Origin of the sequence: Marinococcus sp. PL1-022 (assembly GCF_033845285.1) — a bacterium.
Classification (GTDB): Bacteria; Bacillota; Bacilli; order Bacillales; family Marinococcaceae; genus Marinococcus.
In genome coordinates, this window is record NZ_JAWXCX010000001.1 from 2,851,594 (window position 1) to 2,866,666 (window position 15,073).

At 51.8% G+C, this 15,073-nt stretch carries 13 protein-coding genes; 3 read left to right on the forward strand and 10 right to left on the reverse strand.

Annotation, left to right across the window (positions count from 1 at the left end; all coding sequences use genetic code 11):
• Window positions 1–85: 85 nt before the first annotated feature.
• The 8 genes from SIC45_RS14580 to iolC all read right to left on the reverse strand — a co-directional run bounded on the left by SIC45_RS14580 (window position 86) and on the right by iolC (window position 10,084).
• A complete protein-coding gene (locus SIC45_RS14580) occupies window positions 86–1,000 on the reverse strand; it encodes an aldo/keto reductase (RefSeq protein WP_298786461.1) in 915 nt (304 codons plus the stop codon).
• Window positions 997–2,028: a LacI family DNA-binding transcriptional regulator gene (locus tag SIC45_RS14585; protein WP_319632715.1), complete on the reverse strand. Its 1,032-nt coding sequence runs from the start codon at window positions 2,026–2,028 to the stop codon at window positions 997–999. Before SIC45_RS14585 ends, SIC45_RS14580 begins: the two co-directional genes overlap by 4 nt.
• Before the next feature lie 188 nt (window positions 2,029–2,216).
• Window positions 2,217–3,155 (reverse strand): myo-inosose-2 dehydratase, encoded by a 939-nt coding sequence (gene iolE / locus SIC45_RS14590; RefSeq protein WP_319632716.1) that lies wholly within the window; start codon window positions 3,153–3,155, stop codon window positions 2,217–2,219.
• 37 nt (window positions 3,156–3,192) lie between these two features.
• Window positions 3,193–4,233: an inositol 2-dehydrogenase gene (gene iolG / locus SIC45_RS14595; RefSeq protein ID WP_298786467.1), complete on the reverse strand. Its 1,041-nt coding sequence runs from the start codon at window positions 4,231–4,233 to the stop codon at window positions 3,193–3,195.
• Window positions 4,234–4,300: 67 nt separating this feature from the next.
• Entirely contained in the window at window positions 4,301–5,314 is a 1,014-nt protein-coding gene (locus tag SIC45_RS14600; RefSeq protein WP_319632717.1) for a Gfo/Idh/MocA family oxidoreductase, read from the reverse strand.
• Window positions 5,315–5,508: 194 nt separating this feature from the next.
• Window positions 5,509–7,428, reverse strand: coding sequence for a 3D-(3,5/4)-trihydroxycyclohexane-1,2-dione acylhydrolase (decyclizing) (gene iolD / locus SIC45_RS14605; protein WP_319632718.1), 1,920 nt, complete (start codon window positions 7,426–7,428; stop codon window positions 5,509–5,511).
• 117 nt (window positions 7,429–7,545) lie between these two features.
• Window positions 7,546–8,997, reverse strand: coding sequence for a CoA-acylating methylmalonate-semialdehyde dehydrogenase (locus tag SIC45_RS14610; protein WP_319632719.1), 1,452 nt, complete (start codon window positions 8,995–8,997; stop codon window positions 7,546–7,548).
• Window positions 8,998–9,082: 85 nt separating this feature from the next.
• The gene (iolC, locus tag SIC45_RS14615; protein ID WP_298786475.1) at window positions 9,083–10,084 is read right to left on the reverse strand and encodes a 5-dehydro-2-deoxygluconokinase; all 1,002 of its coding nucleotides are present in this window, start codon (window positions 10,082–10,084) and stop codon (window positions 9,083–9,085) included.
• A 258-nt stretch (window positions 10,085–10,342) separates the two neighbouring features.
• Between iolC and iolG (SIC45_RS14620) the strand changes: the two genes are divergently transcribed.
• From iolG (SIC45_RS14620) to SIC45_RS14630, 3 genes are all read left to right on the forward strand, one after another.
• Complete coding sequence (iolG, locus tag SIC45_RS14620) at window positions 10,343–11,368, forward strand: inositol 2-dehydrogenase (protein ID WP_319632720.1); 1,026 nt, start codon at window positions 10,343–10,345, stop codon at window positions 11,366–11,368.
• Between the two features lie 15 nt (window positions 11,369–11,383).
• A complete protein-coding gene (gene iolB / locus SIC45_RS14625; protein WP_319632721.1) occupies window positions 11,384–12,181 on the forward strand; it encodes a 5-deoxy-glucuronate isomerase in 798 nt (265 codons plus the stop codon).
• 107 nt (window positions 12,182–12,288) lie between these two features.
• A complete protein-coding gene (locus SIC45_RS14630) occupies window positions 12,289–12,441 on the forward strand; it encodes a hypothetical protein (protein ID WP_176967760.1) in 153 nt (50 codons plus the stop codon).
• A 19-nt stretch (window positions 12,442–12,460) separates the two neighbouring features.
• On the opposite strand, the gene allB is transcribed toward SIC45_RS14630, so the two are convergent.
• Window positions 12,461–13,795, reverse strand: a complete 1,335-nt coding sequence (gene allB / locus SIC45_RS14635; RefSeq protein ID WP_319632722.1) for an allantoinase AllB — start codon at window positions 13,793–13,795, stop codon at window positions 12,461–12,463.
• A gap of 15 nt (window positions 13,796–13,810) precedes the next feature.
• Window positions 13,811–15,064 carry an alanine--glyoxylate aminotransferase family protein gene (locus tag SIC45_RS14640; RefSeq protein WP_319632723.1) on the reverse strand — a complete coding sequence of 418 codons (1,254 nt, stop codon included), beginning with the start codon at window positions 15,062–15,064 and terminating at the stop codon, window positions 13,811–13,813.
• Window positions 15,065–15,073: the final 9 nt, after the last annotated feature.

Consider the following 15,073-nt stretch of genomic DNA (forward strand, 5'->3'; position numbering starts at 1 on the left):
CAACAGCTTTGATGCAAAAACATTTTTTTGTTTTTTATATACCAAACGCCCTTTCCTATTCCGGAAAAGGCGTCAGCTGTTTCAGTTAAATAGTGAACAGGGCAGTGTCTTTATCATCAAGAAGGTCTACAGCTTTGGCATTGCTTACGAGCTGTTCCGGTGTTTTACAGCCGGGAATGACCGCGTCCACACTTGAATTGGACAGGCACCAGGCAAGTGCCCACTGGGCAAGCGGCACGTCGTCCGGCAGATTCTCCTTGAGCCGCAGGGCTTCCTGAAGAGCCGCTTCCTGCTCGTTTTGCGGATGGCGGTGCCGGACATCATTTTCTTCAAAGGAAGCCCCAGGTGTATATTTTCCACTTAAGTAGCCGCTCGCCATCGGCACTCTCGCGATAACGCCGAGATTTTGGCGGTCACATTCCGGAAAAGCTTCTTCAGCGTTTTTACGGTCCAGACGATTATACACGAGCTGTATCGTTTCTGCTCCAACAGCTTCTGCCTGCCTGATCTGATCCATGTAGTCCTGTTTTTTTACGGAAAGACCGAGGTGGCGAATCTTGCCGGCTTTTTTCTGTTTATCGAGCATCGTCCACAGCTTATCATCCTGAAACTCTTCGTCTGTCCCGGAATGAAACTGGTAAAGGTCAATATAGTCCGTCTTAAGTGCCCGCAGGGACGCTTCGAGCTGCTTTTGCACATCCTCCGGATCATAATGCCGGGTCCGATCGTTCGGCCCGTGAAAATGGTGGCCGAACTTGGAGGCTACAAACCACTGATCACGGTCCTTTTGAATGGCCGCGCCGGTCAGTTCCTCCGCGAGATGATCTCCGTAGCATTCGGCGGTATCAATAAAATTAAGATTTTCCGTTCTTGCTGCTTCAAACAGCCCGTCCACTTCCTTTTGAGTAAAGGTTTTGCCCCATTCACCGCCGAACTGATACGTTCCAATACCTACGACAGAGACCTCTTCGTTTGTTTTTCCAAGCGTATTATATTTCATGAGCTGGTAACATCCCTTTCTGCTTCTTTTATGCCTGCGGTCGTCTTACGTACGTGCAGCTCCGGATTTAAAATAACAGTCCGTGTCGTTTCGTTTTTGCCGCCGATCCGGTCCACCAGCATCTGTGTCACCAGCCGTCCCATTTCAAGGATAGGCTGCGCTACTGTAGTCAGCGGCGGATCGCTAAGCGTAGCAATAAATGTATCATCAAAGCCGACAACAGACAAATCTTCAGGAACCTGCCGCCCCGCTTCTTTGCCTGCCTGAATACAGCCGATCGCCAGAAAGTCATTTAAAGCAAACACTGCAGTGATCCCGGGATCATTCTGCAGAGCCTCAAGCATCGACTTTTTGGCATCATCAATCGAATGATTGTCTTTTACCAGTACCGCTTCCTCCCGGCTTACTCCATACTCATCATACGCTTCATAAAAGCCTTTCAGCCGTTCCGTATCACTCGAGTTATTCATCTCGCCTACCACAAAAGCAATCCGGGTATGTCCTGCCTGGAGCAGATGCTTTGTAGCCTCGTAGCCGCCCCGGTGGTCATCAACGAGCACGGTGTCTACATCAATTGCGGAAGCGTCTCTTGCCACGAGCGCGAGCGGAATGTTCTGTTTCATAAAATCCTGCAGCGCTTTCGTGTTTTGTATTCCTGTTCCCAGAATAATGCCATCCACTCTTTTTTGATTCAGCCACCATAAATATTGAATTTCCTTTTCCGGATTGTTGTCGGTATTGCATATAACAACATTGAATCCGCCGGCGTGTCCTGTATCTTCCACGCTTCTCGCAAGCTCGGCAAAAAAGGAGTTGGCAATATCAGGAACCAGCAGGCCAATCGTGTTCGTCTGCTTTCCCGTTAGGGCCGAAGCCACCGTGCTCGGCTGATAATCGAGTTCATCCATAATGGCGAGCACCCGCTGTTTGGTTTTCTCTCCTATTTTTCCTTTGTTGTTAATCACCTTTGACACTGTAGCGATTGAAACCTCCGCCCGCTCAGCGATGTCGTAAATTGTCGTTCTCATTTTATCTTCCTCATTTTTGTCGTTTCGTTTATTATAAATCCTCCGTTCCTTCCTATCCACCGGGAGAGTCTTTTCTTTTCAGCTTTTTCACCCAGGACGAAACAACAGTCTTTGCGGGCCTCCCCGCGTTCAGGCTCTTTATAGAAGAAAAAGACATTTCGATATTCACTCGAAATGCCCTAGTTCGTTTATCTGCCGGCTTTTTCCCCGTATTTTTCCAGAACCTTTTCCATTGTTTCATCCAGATGATCCTTTGCCATTTTTGCATATTTGTACGGCGGGGCGACGTCCGGGTCCTGCTCTGCTTCTACCACTGTCCATCCCTGGTAGCCCCGTTTCATCAGCTCTTCGAGGACAGGTTCAAAATCAATGCAGCCGTCCCCCGGCACGGTAAACAGTCCTTCAAGCACGGCTTCCCGGAAGGTCAGGTTTTCTTTAATTGTTTTGTTCCAGATGTCTTCACGGACGTCTTTGTAGTGTACATACTTAATGCGGTCGTAGTACCGTGTCAGCTGATCCATTGGGTCATAGTTGCCGAAAAAGGCATGACCGGTATCGTACAGCAGTGACACAGCATCCTCGTCGGTTTCTGCCATCAGGCGGTCGACGTCTTCGCGCTGTTCTACAATCGTTCCAGCATGCGGATGGTACACGAGCTCGAGCCCATATTTATTCGCGATGCGCCCAGCCTCGTTTAAGCCGTCCACCATGCTTTTCCACTGTGCTTCCGACGGTGCTGTGATTCTTGCTTTATCCGGATCATCCTTATCCCAGTGCATCGAGTTGCCCATTTCACAGACGATCACGTATTCGCAGTCCATGTCTTTTAAAAACCGGACCCATTCTTCGAAATCGCGGATCTCCTGATCCTTATGCTGCAGGTTGGAAAACTGCGTTCCGACGAATTTACTGGCAAGCGTAATATCGTGCTTTTCGAGAATCGCTTTTAACTCCTCGAGGTTACGCGGAAATGTCCGCCCCATTTCAGTCGCCTCATACCCAATTTCCCGCATTTCTCCTAAAATATGATCCAATGAATAGTGGTCGCCCAATCCCGGAATATCATCATTCACCCAGCTGATAGCTGCAATTCCGAGATGGAACTCGTAGTTTCCAAGTCCCGCCATATGCTGCACCCCTTTTCTTATAGTTTCCGCCTCTGCTTTAGTCGGTATAAACCTTATCCTGATGCACGTCTTTCATATAAATGCGTTCCCCATTGTTTTTAAACGATTCGGTGGCTGCAAGTGCTACCTGCATATTGATTTTGGAATCCAGTGAAGTGACCCGCGGCTCTTCGTCTCCTTTGACGCATTTAATAAACTGTTCAAGCTCAAGGATATACGCTTCCCGGAACCGCGTCTGGAAATTCGGCACTATTTCGTGATTGCTCCCGGCACTGCTTTGCACCGTCACATCACTGTTTCGCAGCGAACCGACAAAGATGGCTCCTTCGGTACCGATAATCTCTGCCCGGATGTCGTGGCCGTACGGGGACGTTCTGCTTGCTTCTACGTCTCCGGCTCCTCCGTTTTCAAACTCCAGATACGTAATCGCCTGATCGACATCCCCGTATTCTTCCATGAAGGAATTGATCAGAATGCGGCCATGGCCGGACACAGAAGAAATTTCCGAGCCCATTAAATACCGGGCCATATCATAGTCATGAATGGAGCAGTCCAGAAATATCCCACCGCTGTTTTTAATAAAGGAGGCAGGCGGGGAACCGCTGTCTCTGGAGAATCCTTTAAAATAAATCGGCTTGCCGATTTCGCCGGCTTCAATGCGCTCCCTGGCATCATGGAAGCCAGGGTCGTACCTTCTCATGAAGCCGACCTGGCAGACAACGCCGGTCTCTTCCACGACCTTAATCACCTCTTCAGCTTCTGCCACGGTGGAGGTCAACGGCTTTTCCACGAAGATCTGCTTGCCGCTGCGGGCCGCTTTTGTAATCATGTCAGCATGCGTACTGGTCGGCGTTACAATCACCACGGCGTCCACTTCCTGATCGGCAAACACTTCTTCAGGGTTGGACGTCCAGCGTTCCACCCCAAGCTGTTCAGCCACCATTTCGGCATGCTCGGCGAGTGGATCGCATACCAGCACCAGCTCGGCTCCCTTTACTTTGTTCATCATATTGCTTGCATGAAACAGCCCAAGCCGCCCGAGTCCAAGCACTGCTACCCTTATATCGTTCTGTGCCATTCGTACACCTCCTGTGTTTTCTTGCCCGCTCTCTTCTATCGTTTTTTCCACTCCTGCTTTCTTTATCTTAAGAAAGTACCTTATTTAACTGATCGGCAATATTTATTTCTTTACCGGTTTTAGCGCTTTCATAAATGCTTGTCAGCAGAAAGGTGGATTTGTACGCTTCCTCCGCATTTACCGGCGGTTCTGTGCCATTGACCATAGCCTCAATGAACAGCCGGTCCTCCTCTTCATAGCCCCATTTTTTGCTGACAGGCATGAGGTGGTAATCCGACGAATCAATTTCCCCTTCAAGGCCGCAGGCAATTTTCACCGTTTCGAGTTCAGCGGTCGATGCTGTGCTGTATTTCCCGTAGATTTCAATTGCTTCAAACGGAAAGCTCCACCCGGAATGGGCAAAGGTATTAAACGTCATAATCATGCCGGATTCAAAGGTCAAAAGTATCGCAAAGTTATCGGGTTCGCTGTCTGATACAGCCTGCGTTGCTTCGCATTTCACCTTCTTTACTTCTCCGAAATAATAGCGGCAGAGATCCATCAAATGAAAAGGCGTTTCGTATAAAAAGCCTCCGGTCTTCGCCGGATCAGACGTCCAGGCAGGATGCAGCAGCTCTCCCCGGTTCATTTTGAAATGGGCGGAATACGCATCAAGCTGTCCGGAGTCCATGTAGCTTTTAATTTTTTTGTATACATAGGCGTAGCGGCGGTTCATACCGAGGTTGTAGAAGGCTTTGGATTCCCGTGCGGCATCGCGTATCTGTCTTGCTTCTTCTTCCGAGGTTGCCATCGGCTTTTCGCTGAATACGTTTACATTATTCTTTAAACAATGAAGAACCGGACTAACATGCATCGTGTTTGGCGTAGTTACATAGACAGTGTCCACGCCTAGCGCAATCAGCTCTTCGATGGACCCCGCTGTGCGAACGTCCGGGCCTGCTTCTGCGGCCAGTTCCTTCGCTTTATCCTCAAAAATGTCAGCAATCCCAACAATTTCAGCACGCTCGTCCTGCTTTAAAAGGGCAGCATGAACAGCGGCTATGTGCCCCGCTCCCAGTATTCCAACCTTAACTTTATTCACGTTCCAGAACCTCCTGCACTGTTTTTTATAGTTATTATAATTGTTTTTGAGTAAGCGCTTAACTTATGTTTATACTATCGTTTCCTTCCGGGTAATTCAAGGGGTAAACGGAAAAAATGTAAGCGATTTATCAAAAAGATAATCTCCCATTACAAAAAACGTCCAAAGCCGGGGCTCTGAACGCTTTTGACTATTTAATATTTCCGGGCCTGCTGCAGCTGCTTTTCTTTGTCTTCAAAGGACTCCCGTACGCTTTCGCGTTCAGAAACCTCTGAAACGCCGACATTCCACCAGGATTCATAATCCCCGGTCATCGTCTTCGGCAGCACCTTTACGTCAATAAGCGTAGACACTGTCTGCTTTTTCGCATCAGCGATAGCTTCCTTCAATCCCTCCTCCGTGGTCACCCGGTACGTTTTCAGACCGTAGCCTTCGGCTACCTTCGCATAGTCAATGTGCATCACGCTGCCGCACATTTCATCCTTTGCTTCATCACGATGACGGAATTCGGTTCCGATGCTCTGCATGCCATTACCCATCTGCAGGTTGTTAATGCACCCGTAACCGGAATTATCAAACAGCATCACGTTAATCTTTTTGTTTTCCTGCACGCTTGTAATCATTTCCGAGTGCAGCATCAAAAAGCTGCCGTCCCCGACCATGGCGTATACTTCCTTGTCCGGCTCCGCAAGCTTGGCCCCGAACGCTCCGGAAATTTCATAGCCCATGCAGGAATAGCCATACTCCATGTTGTACCGGTACTTCTGACTCGATTCCCACAGGCGCTGCATGTCACCGGGCAGGCTTCCGGCTGCTCCGACGGCTACAGCATCTTCATCGATTTCCCGGTTTACAATACCGAGCGCTGTCGTCTGGGCCAGATCTGTCCCAAGCACTTTGCGGTATTCCTGCAGCTCCTCGTCGAGATGACCGGCAATTTCCGGTGTAAATCCTTCCTCCGTATAACGAATGGAATAAAGCCGCTCTTTTTCCCTGGCCCACGCAGTCTTTGCTTCTTCGGTCTCTTTTTTAAACTCGGACGTGTAGTCCCCGGTCTCGTTTACAAGCGCTTCAATCACGGCCTGTGCGTCCCCGATTAACGGCGAGGCGTCCATTTTCACTCCGTGAAATTCCGACACGTTGATCGAAATAAATTCGACGTTTTCATCCCGGAACAGCTGCTTCGAGGAGGTGGTAAAGTCAGCCAGGCGCGTGCCTACCGCAATAATGACATCCGCCTTTGGAGCGAGCGTGTTCGCTGCCAGGTTCCCGGTTACACCAAGACCTCCGACATTCCACTCATGCGTGCTTTCCACCGCGCTTTTTCCGGCCTGTGTTTCTGCGATCGGCACGTTCCAGGCTTCAGCCATTCTTTTCAGGCTTTCTCCTGCCTCTGAATAGCGGACGCCTCCGCCGCAAATGATGAACGGACGCTTTTTGCTCCGGATCAAAGCTGCTGCTTCCTTCACTGAACGCTCATCCGGCACTTTTCTCGAAACGCGGTGAACCCGTTTCTGGAAAAACGATTCCGGAAAGTCATAGGCTTCCCCCTGGACGTCCTGCGGCACGGACACGGTAACTGCACCGGTTTCCGCCGGATTTGTCAGTACACGCATCGCCTGGATTAAGGAAGTCATCAGCTGTTCGGGTCTTGTAATACGGTCCCAGAACTTACTTACCGGACGGAACGCGTCATTAGTGGAAAGCGTTAAGTCATGAGGCTGTTCCACCTGCTGCAGCACCGGGTCCGGCTGGCGGCTTGCGAAGATGTCTCCCGGAAAAAGGAGCAGCGGGATGTTGTTTACCGTTGCCACGCTCGCCGCTGTCACCATGTTGGCAGAGCCAGGTCCGACAGAGGACGTGCAGGCGATGATGCGTTTACGATTATTCTGTTTGGCATACGATATGGCTGCATGTCCCATGCCCTGCTCATTTTTTCCCTGGTACACCCGGAGACGCTTTGCTTCAGAAAGAGCCTGGCCGAGGCCGAGTACGTTACCGTGACCGAAGATCGTAAACATTCCATCTACAAACGGAATTTCTTCGCCGTCCCATTCAATATACTGCTGCTCCAGAAAACGTACGATTGCCTGTGCTGTTGTTAATACGGGCATAAAAATCCCCTTCCTGTTGTCGTTTTAGAGAAGAAAAAAACTGCCTTCTCCTCTCTCAGAATAGAAAGGAAAGAGAAGACAGTCCTGGGGTTGTGCTATTGTGCTGAAGCTGTACGGTTACCAGCGGGCAGTCACCACTTTTTTGCGGGTGTAGAATTCCACCCCGTCCTTGCCGTTCGCATGCAGGTCGCCGTAGAAGGAATCCTTCCAGCCGGAAAACGGGAAGAACGCCATCGGGGCCGGCACGCCGACGTTGATGCCGAGCATCCCGGCGTCAATCGTTTCCCGGAATTCGCGGACGCTGTGCCCGGAGCTCGTAAACAGGCAGGCGCCGTTCGCAAACCGCGATTCGTTCGCCCAGGCAATGCCGGCCGCGAGGTCCGGCACCCGGACAATGGATAACACCGGCGCGAAGATTTCGTCCTGCCAGATCGTCATCGTCTGCTGCACGTGGTCAAAGATCGTCGGCCCGATAAAGTAGCCCTCTTTGGCGACCTCGTCCTGGCGGCCGTCGCGCACGAGCGTCGCGCCTTCTTCCACGCCTTTGTCAATGTAGGCCTTCGTTTTCTCGAGGTGGCCTTCGCGGATTACCGGCCCGAGGAACACGTCCTTTTCGCGGCCGTTGCCGATAGTGACGTCGTCGGCATACGCCTGGATCTTTGCCACCAGCTGATCGGCGACGCTTTCCTGCACGGCGACGACGGAGGCGGCCATGCACCGTTCGCCGGCGGAGCCGAAGGCGGCGTTTAAAATCTGCCAGGCCGCGTTATCAAGATCCGCATCCTCCATCACGAGGGTATGGTTTTTTGCCCCGGCGAGGGCCTGGACGCGCTTGCCGTGCGCCGTGCCGTTTTTATACACATAGTCCGCGACCGGCTGGGAGCCGACAAAGGAAATCGCCGGCACATCGTCGTGCTCCAGCAGGCCGTTCACCACGTCGTGCGCGCCGTGCACCACGGACAATACGCCCTTCGGAAGCCCCGCTTCCTCAAACAGCTCCGCGAGCCGGTTCGCGAGCATTGGGGTCCGCTCGGACGGCTTCATCACGAACGTGTTGCCGCAGGCAATCGCGAGCGGAAACATCCAGCACGGCACCATCATCGGGAAGTTGAACGGGGTGATCCCGCCGACCACGCCAATCGGGTAGCGGTACATCCCGGACTCGATGTTGGTGGCAATGTCCGGCAGCTGGTCGCCCATCATGAGCGTCGGGGCCCCGGCGGCAAATTCCACGCACTCGATGCCACGCTGCACTTCCCCTTTGGCCTCCTTCAGGTTTTTGCCGTTTTCAAGCGTAATGATCCCGGCGAGCTCGTCCCAGTGGCTGATGAGCAGCTGCTGGTAGGCAAACAGGATACGGGCGCGCTGCGGGACGGGCTTTTTCGACCAGTCGCGGTACGCCGCTTTGGACGCCTTCACCGCCTCGTCCACTTCGTCCTTCGAGGAGAGCGGCACATGGGCGATCACCTCACTGGTCGCCGGGTTGTATACCTTGTCGGTCGCGGACCGGGATGCTACCCATTCCCCGCCGATAAAATTTTTCAGGGTCGTTACTGCTTGTTCCTGCATATCTTCATCTTCCTTTCTATATAAACGGATTGTAGAATTGCTTTTTGAAGTACTTCATATGATTATACCTGAGCACCTTGGCCTCTTAGGACTTTATGGTACCTTTTCTCACACTTTCATCAATGAATTCCTGTACTTCTTTTGCATTTGGCATCGCTTCCGAGCAGCTGTGCCTGGAAATGACAATGGCAGCGGACGCGCCGCCAAAATCCATCGCCCGGTCAACTTCCCAGCCCTGCATCAGACCATAAACAAAGGAGGAGGCGTAGGCGTCTCCGGCCCCGAATGTTTTCAGCACTTCGGTTTCAAAGGTTTTCCCGGTGAAATAGTCCCCGTCCTTCGTGTAGGCAAATGACCCTTCGGCTCCGTGTTTTATCAGCACAATCTCTGCCGAATGGTTAAACCATTTTGCGGCGGTCTTATCGTCGCTTCCGTCCATTTCAGATTCCATGTTTTCCATCATATTGAACTCGTCTCTTGTTCCAATAATTAGATGGCTTTTTTCAGCCAGCAGGTTGTAATACGTCGCCGTTTCTTCCTTTGATTTCCACGTCGCCGGACGAAAGTCAATATCAAACAGCACCTTCGTTCCGTGCTTGTGCGCGTATTCTGCCGCCAGAAAGACCGCTTCGCGGGAAGGGCTTGCGGCAAGCGCTGTACCGGAAAACATTACCGCGGATGTATTTTTAATGTATTCCTCGGAAATTTCGAGCGGACTGATTTTCAGGTCCGCCACGTTGTCTCTGTACAGAAGTATACTGCAGTCCTCTGGACTGATAATTTCCGTGAAGGCAAGCCCGGTGACCGCGCCCGTGTCATCTGTTTTTACATTTTCCGTATTGATGTTGTTTTCTTCAAAGTATCCCCGGATAAAATTACCCATCTGATCGTTTGCCACTTTGCCGATAAAGCCGGTACTGAGGCCAAGTCTCGATGCTCCGATCGTAATATTGGCCGGAGAGCCTCCTACATATTTCGTAAACGTCCGCGTTTCTTCCATAGGACGGTTGATTTCATTCGCGTTCATGTCAATCGTCAGCCGGCCCATGCCAGCCAGATCCCTTGAACGGTTTTTTGGAAATTCCATTAAAACATAACCACCCTTCGTTATTTTAATCGATTTATGGTTAAGCGCTTTCCTTTTCTATACGTTTGATTCTAAAGAAAGCGCATTCAGATGTAAAGTATTTTTTTGATTTTTCTTTAATTTCTATGTAAAAGTGTTAGACTAATGTATGTTTTCTGAAAAATTTTATTCTCCGATTGATGTAAGCGATTCATTAATGTATAATTCACATTAAAGTTAAGCGCTTTCTTCAAAATACATTTTATGGAGGCTCCGTCTATGGTTAATATAGGTGTTATCGGTGCCGGGCGCATCGGCCGGCTGCATATAGAAAACCTTCATCGTCTTCCTGCCGCTGTTCTCCGGGCGGTCGCAGATATAAACGCCTCTGCTCTTGAAACGGTTGAGCAGGCCTTTTCTCCGAAGTACGTAACATCCAGCGCCGAAGATATTCTTCATGATCCTGAAATTGATGCCGTTTTTATCTGCGCTGCCACCTCAGAGCATATCTCACTCATTGATACGGCCATTCAAAATAAGAAACATATTTTTTGTGAAAAGCCAATCAGCTTTGATATTGAAGAATCTCGCCGGGTCGTTAAGGCGGCCAAGGAAGCAGGCCTTGTTTTTCAGCTCGGCTTCAACCGCCGCTTTGATCCTTCTTTCCAGCAGGTGCGGAAGATGCGCGTAAACGGCCAGATCGGCACCCCCGAGATGCTGCAGATTATCTCCCGCGACCCTTCCCCGCCTCCGATGGAATACGTGGCGAACTCCGGCGGACTGTTCGTGGATATGACTATTCACGACTTTGATATGGCCCGCTACATTATGGGAGAAAATATCGCGGCGATCTCTGTGCACGGCGGCGCGCTGACCGATAAGCGGTTTAATGATTACGGTGATATTGATACGGCCGTTATCTCTTTAACGTTTGAAAGCGGGGCCGTCGGTGTGATTGAAAACAGCCGGCGGGCAGTCTACGGCTATGATCAGCGTCTCGAGCTGTTTGGCTCCAACGGGGCAGCCACGGTACCAAATCAGCCGATTCATCAGGTGGAGTGGTGGCAGGAGGACTTTATTAAATCGGAAAAGCCGGTGCACTTCTTTCTGGAACGCTATCAAACAGCGTTCGAGCGCGAGATTGCGATGTTCGCTGAATCCGTGCAGTCCGGCACCCCGGCTGTCTGCACCGGCGATGACGGCATTGCCGCCCAGACGGCTGCCCTCGCTGCTGCAAGAGCCTGGAAGGAGAAGAAAACTGTGTATGTCGCTGATGTTGAATCCGAAATGATTGAACTCTCTTAGAAAGGATGTTTATGTATGCCAAATTTAGTTGTGAAACCAGATACCACCGCACAAAAAATCCATGATGTTACCCCGGAGAGCGCCGGCTGGAAGTATGTCAGCTTCCAGGTGTACCGTGTGCAGGAGGGCGAAAGCATTCAGGCCGACACAGGCGATAACGAAGCGTGCCTCGTCCTGTTAAGCGGCAAAGCAGACATTCAGACCAGCAATGACTCCTTTGAAAATCTCGGCAGGCGGATGAGTGTTTTTGAAAAAATACCGCCGTACTCAGTATACGTGCCGGCCAGGGACCGCTTTGAGGTAAAGGCGAATACAGATATTGAACTCGCCGTCTGTAAGGCTCCGGCAACCGGTAAGTATAACGCCCGCCTGATCGGTCCGGATGATGTAGGCACAGAAGACCGCGGCTCAGGCTCCATGTCCCGGAGAGTGCATAATATCCTCCCGGATTCCGAGGAAGCCGAGAGCGTGCTGGTGGTAGAGGTGTATACACCGGAAGGAAACTGGTCGAGCTACCCGCCGCACAAGCACGATACCGAAAATCTTCCGCATGAGTCCTATCTTGAAGAAACGTATTTTCATAAGGTGGACCCGGAAGAAGGCGGGTTTTTGATTCACCGCGTTTACGACGATCCAAGAGACCTTGATGAAACGATGGTCGTAAACAGCAACGATGTCGTGATGGTGCCTAAAGGCTATCACCCGGTGGCGGCTCCTGCAGGCTACCAGGCTTATTATTTGAATGTGATGGCCGGACCGGTGCGCAAATGGAAGTTCCATAATGACCCGGATCACGAGTGGCTGCTGAAATAAGCTTTTCCGCTGCCAGGCCTCCAACTGAATATTCATTTGGAGGCTTATTTTTGTGCAAATACGGATATATACAATACAAAGATTGTTTCACGGAAAGGAGTGTTCAGATGGCTTTTCAAAAGCTCGCACGTACGATTTTAAAAGCAAACCGTGTTTCCGGTGATGTAAAGGCAGCCAAAAACGGCTCACTGGGAAAGCGCCTCGCACGCCGGTCCGCCAACCGTACAGCACGTAAATTCATCAACCGCCTTCTGCGCTGAAAAAGTGGCTGCCGGATCATTATTCCTGCAGCCACTTTCCTTTTCTGTTTGTAAATGTCTCCGTTTTTCCGTTATAAATTTCTGTGCCCCGCTGCCAGACTGAATGGATCCGGTGCGGAAAACGATGCCCTTCAAACAGACTGTGCTTGTGACGCATATGCATTGTTTCACGTGACACTGCCGTTTCTTCATGAAGATCGACCAGCACAAGGTCTGCATCTTTCCCTTTTTCCAGGCTCCCTTTCTGATGAAGCCCAAAGCGCTCCGCCGGCTTCTCTGCAGTCCACGCTGCTGCCTGCTCCCACGGCAGGCCGTGCTCCGCCGTGAGTTCGAGCACGCTTAACAGCGTGTATGGGCCGCTCGAAATACCTCCCCACGCCTGCCACAGTCCGCCTTCTTTCAGCTCCTCCGGACATGGTGAATGATCGGAGGTCACCATATCGATGTCGCCCTGCTTCCATCTGGACACAAGCTCCTGCTGTACCGGGGCCTCCCGTAACGGAGGCGCGCATTTTGCTTCGGCGCCGCGCGTTCGCAGTGCTTCGTGGTCAAACATTAAATAATGGGCACAGGTTTCGAGCGTAACGTCCTGCCCGGCTGCTTTTGCGCGCTGTATCACCTGCACCGCCTCAGCAGAGCTGATATGTACAAAATGCAGCGGACAGCCTGTCTGCTTTGCAAAAACGAGGGCGCGCTGCACTGCTTCGAGCTCTGCTTCCACCGGCCTGGAGGCTAAATAATCATCCGCTTGCGTACGCCCCTCTTCCTCAAGCTGCCGGCTGAGCGTACTCACTACCGGCGCGCTTTCTGCATGAAGACCGAGCAATCCTCCGTGTTCAGCAATCACCTGCATGCCCCGGAACAGCGTTTCATCATCCGCCCGTTCAAACTCCGGATTCCCGCTAGGCGACATAAAGGCTTTAAATACGCGTATGCCCCGTGCTGCCATAGCCGGAATATGCTCTATCCCCCCGGGCACGAGACCGCCCCAAAGCCCAAAGTCCAGGACGGATTTCTTCCGGCCGAGCGCCGCTTTTTCTTCTGCATTTTCGCTGGTGATCGTAGAAGGAATACCGTTTAACGGCATATCCATATAAGTAGTGATGCCGCCTGCTGCAAGCATCCGGGCCCCTGTTTCAAAGCCCTCCCAGTCCCGGCCGGGCTCGCTGAAATGAACGTGAACGTCTACCGCTCCCGGCATGACGAGCATGCCAGCAGCGTCTACTACGCTTTGTGCTTTGGTTTCATCAGATACGCCAAGGGCTGCTATTTTTCCGTCCGTGACTGCCACCGTGGTTGTTTCTGTGCCGCCGGGGCGGACGACGGTTCCGTTTTTAATCAGCAGATCATACATTCTTTATGTGTCCTCCTATACTTCAGCCGCTGCTTTTGTATCTTCTTCCTGCATGTAAAAGGACAGCGCTGCCTGCTGGGAAGTGCCTGGATTCACTGGGGCACCGGCGTATAAAAGCACTGATTCGAGCGCTCCGAGCACGGCTAGCACGTTTTCCTTCCGGCAGCTGTAGCCCATGGAGCCGATGCGCCAGATTTTCCCGTGCAGTGGTCCAAAGGACGAGGCAATTTCAATTCCAAACTGCCCGAGGAGCATTTTTCGGACTTCATCTGCGTCAATGCCCTCCGGTACGTTGATGCAGGTAACGACCGGGAGCTTCGTTTCGCCTTCTACAAACAGGGACAGACCCATTGCCTGTAAACCGGCCATCAGTGCTTCCTCGTGGTAGCGGTGCCGGGCGAAACGGGCTTCAAGCCCTTCGTTGACGATCAGTCTCGCGCCTTCATGAAGCGCATAAACCATCGATGTCGCTTCGGTGTGGTGGTTCAAACGACGCGGGCCCCAGTAGTCCTGCAGCTGGCTGAGGTCGAAGTAATTACTCCGGATCATCGGTGCCTCCGGCTGTTTGTCTGCCTCTGTCGCAATCCCCCGCTCCACTTTTTTACGTGCCTGAAAGCGGCGCTCGAGACGGTCATTGTACGTCAGTGGAGCCATGCCGGACGGAACGCTGAAGCATTTCTGTGTCCCACCGATAACCGCATCGAGACACCATTCGTCTGTTTTGACCGGCACTCCGCCGATCGTCGCCACCGCATCCACTACAATGTAGATTCCGCGCGCCCGGCAGGCGTGCCCGATTTCTTTAAGCGGCTGAATGCAGCCAGTCGACGTTTCCCCATGTACCATCGCAACGATATCCGGCTGCACACGATCCATTTCCTCTATGACCTCTTGCGGGGAAAAGACAGTGCCCCATTCCTTTTCAAGCGTGTGGATCTCTGCGCCGTACCGTTCAGCGATCTCGGTCAATAAATATCCGAACCGCCCGTAAATAGGCACGAGCACCCGGTCCCCCGGGTGAATCGCACTCGCAAGGACTGCTTCAATACCTGAACGGGAGGTTCCGTCCACCGGAAAGGCCCATTCATTTTCAGTTTGAAAGATGCGGCGCAACAGCTCCATCGTTTCATTCATAATACTCGTAAAGGCCGGATCAAACTGGCCGACCACCGGGGTACTCATGGCACGGAGCACCCGGGGGTCCGCCTCCACCGGTCCCGGGGTCATGATCGTGCGGAGCGGCGGCTGGATTTCCTGTTGATAGCCCATATTTACTCT

What these genes read in the sequence shown, in the direction of transcription:
- SIC45_RS14580 (WP_298786461.1), bottom strand. Translation starts at nt 1,000, where the DNA reads ATGAAATATAATACGCTTGGAAAAACAAACGAAGAGGTCTCTGTCGTA.
- SIC45_RS14585 (WP_319632715.1), bottom strand. Translation starts at nt 2,028, where the DNA reads ATGAGAACGACAATTTACGACATCGCTGAGCGGGCGGAGGTTTCAATC.
- iolE (WP_319632716.1), bottom strand. Translation starts at nt 3,155, where the DNA reads ATGGCGGGACTTGGAAACTACGAGTTCCATCTCGGAATTGCAGCTATC.
- iolG (WP_298786467.1), bottom strand. Translation starts at nt 4,233, where the DNA reads ATGGCACAGAACGATATAAGGGTAGCAGTGCTTGGACTCGGGCGGCTT.
- iolD (WP_319632718.1), bottom strand. Translation starts at nt 7,428, where the DNA reads ATGCCCGTATTAACAACAGCACAGGCAATCGTACGTTTTCTGGAGCAG.
- SIC45_RS14610 (WP_319632719.1), bottom strand. Translation starts at nt 8,997, where the DNA reads ATGCAGGAACAAGCAGTAACGACCCTGAAAAATTTTATCGGCGGGGAA.
- iolC (WP_298786475.1), bottom strand. Translation starts at nt 10,084, where the DNA reads ATGGAATTTCCAAAAAACCGTTCAAGGGATCTGGCTGGCATGGGCCGG.
- iolG (WP_319632720.1), top strand. Translation starts at nt 10,343, where the DNA reads ATGGTTAATATAGGTGTTATCGGTGCCGGGCGCATCGGCCGGCTGCAT.
- iolB (WP_319632721.1), top strand. Translation starts at nt 11,384, where the DNA reads ATGCCAAATTTAGTTGTGAAACCAGATACCACCGCACAAAAAATCCAT.
- SIC45_RS14630 (WP_176967760.1), top strand. Translation starts at nt 12,289, where the DNA reads ATGGCTTTTCAAAAGCTCGCACGTACGATTTTAAAAGCAAACCGTGTT.
- allB (WP_319632722.1), bottom strand. Translation starts at nt 13,795, where the DNA reads ATGTATGATCTGCTGATTAAAAACGGAACCGTCGTCCGCCCCGGCGGC.
- SIC45_RS14640 (WP_319632723.1), bottom strand. Translation starts at nt 15,064, where the DNA reads ATGGGCTATCAACAGGAAATCCAGCCGCCGCTCCGCACGATCATGACC.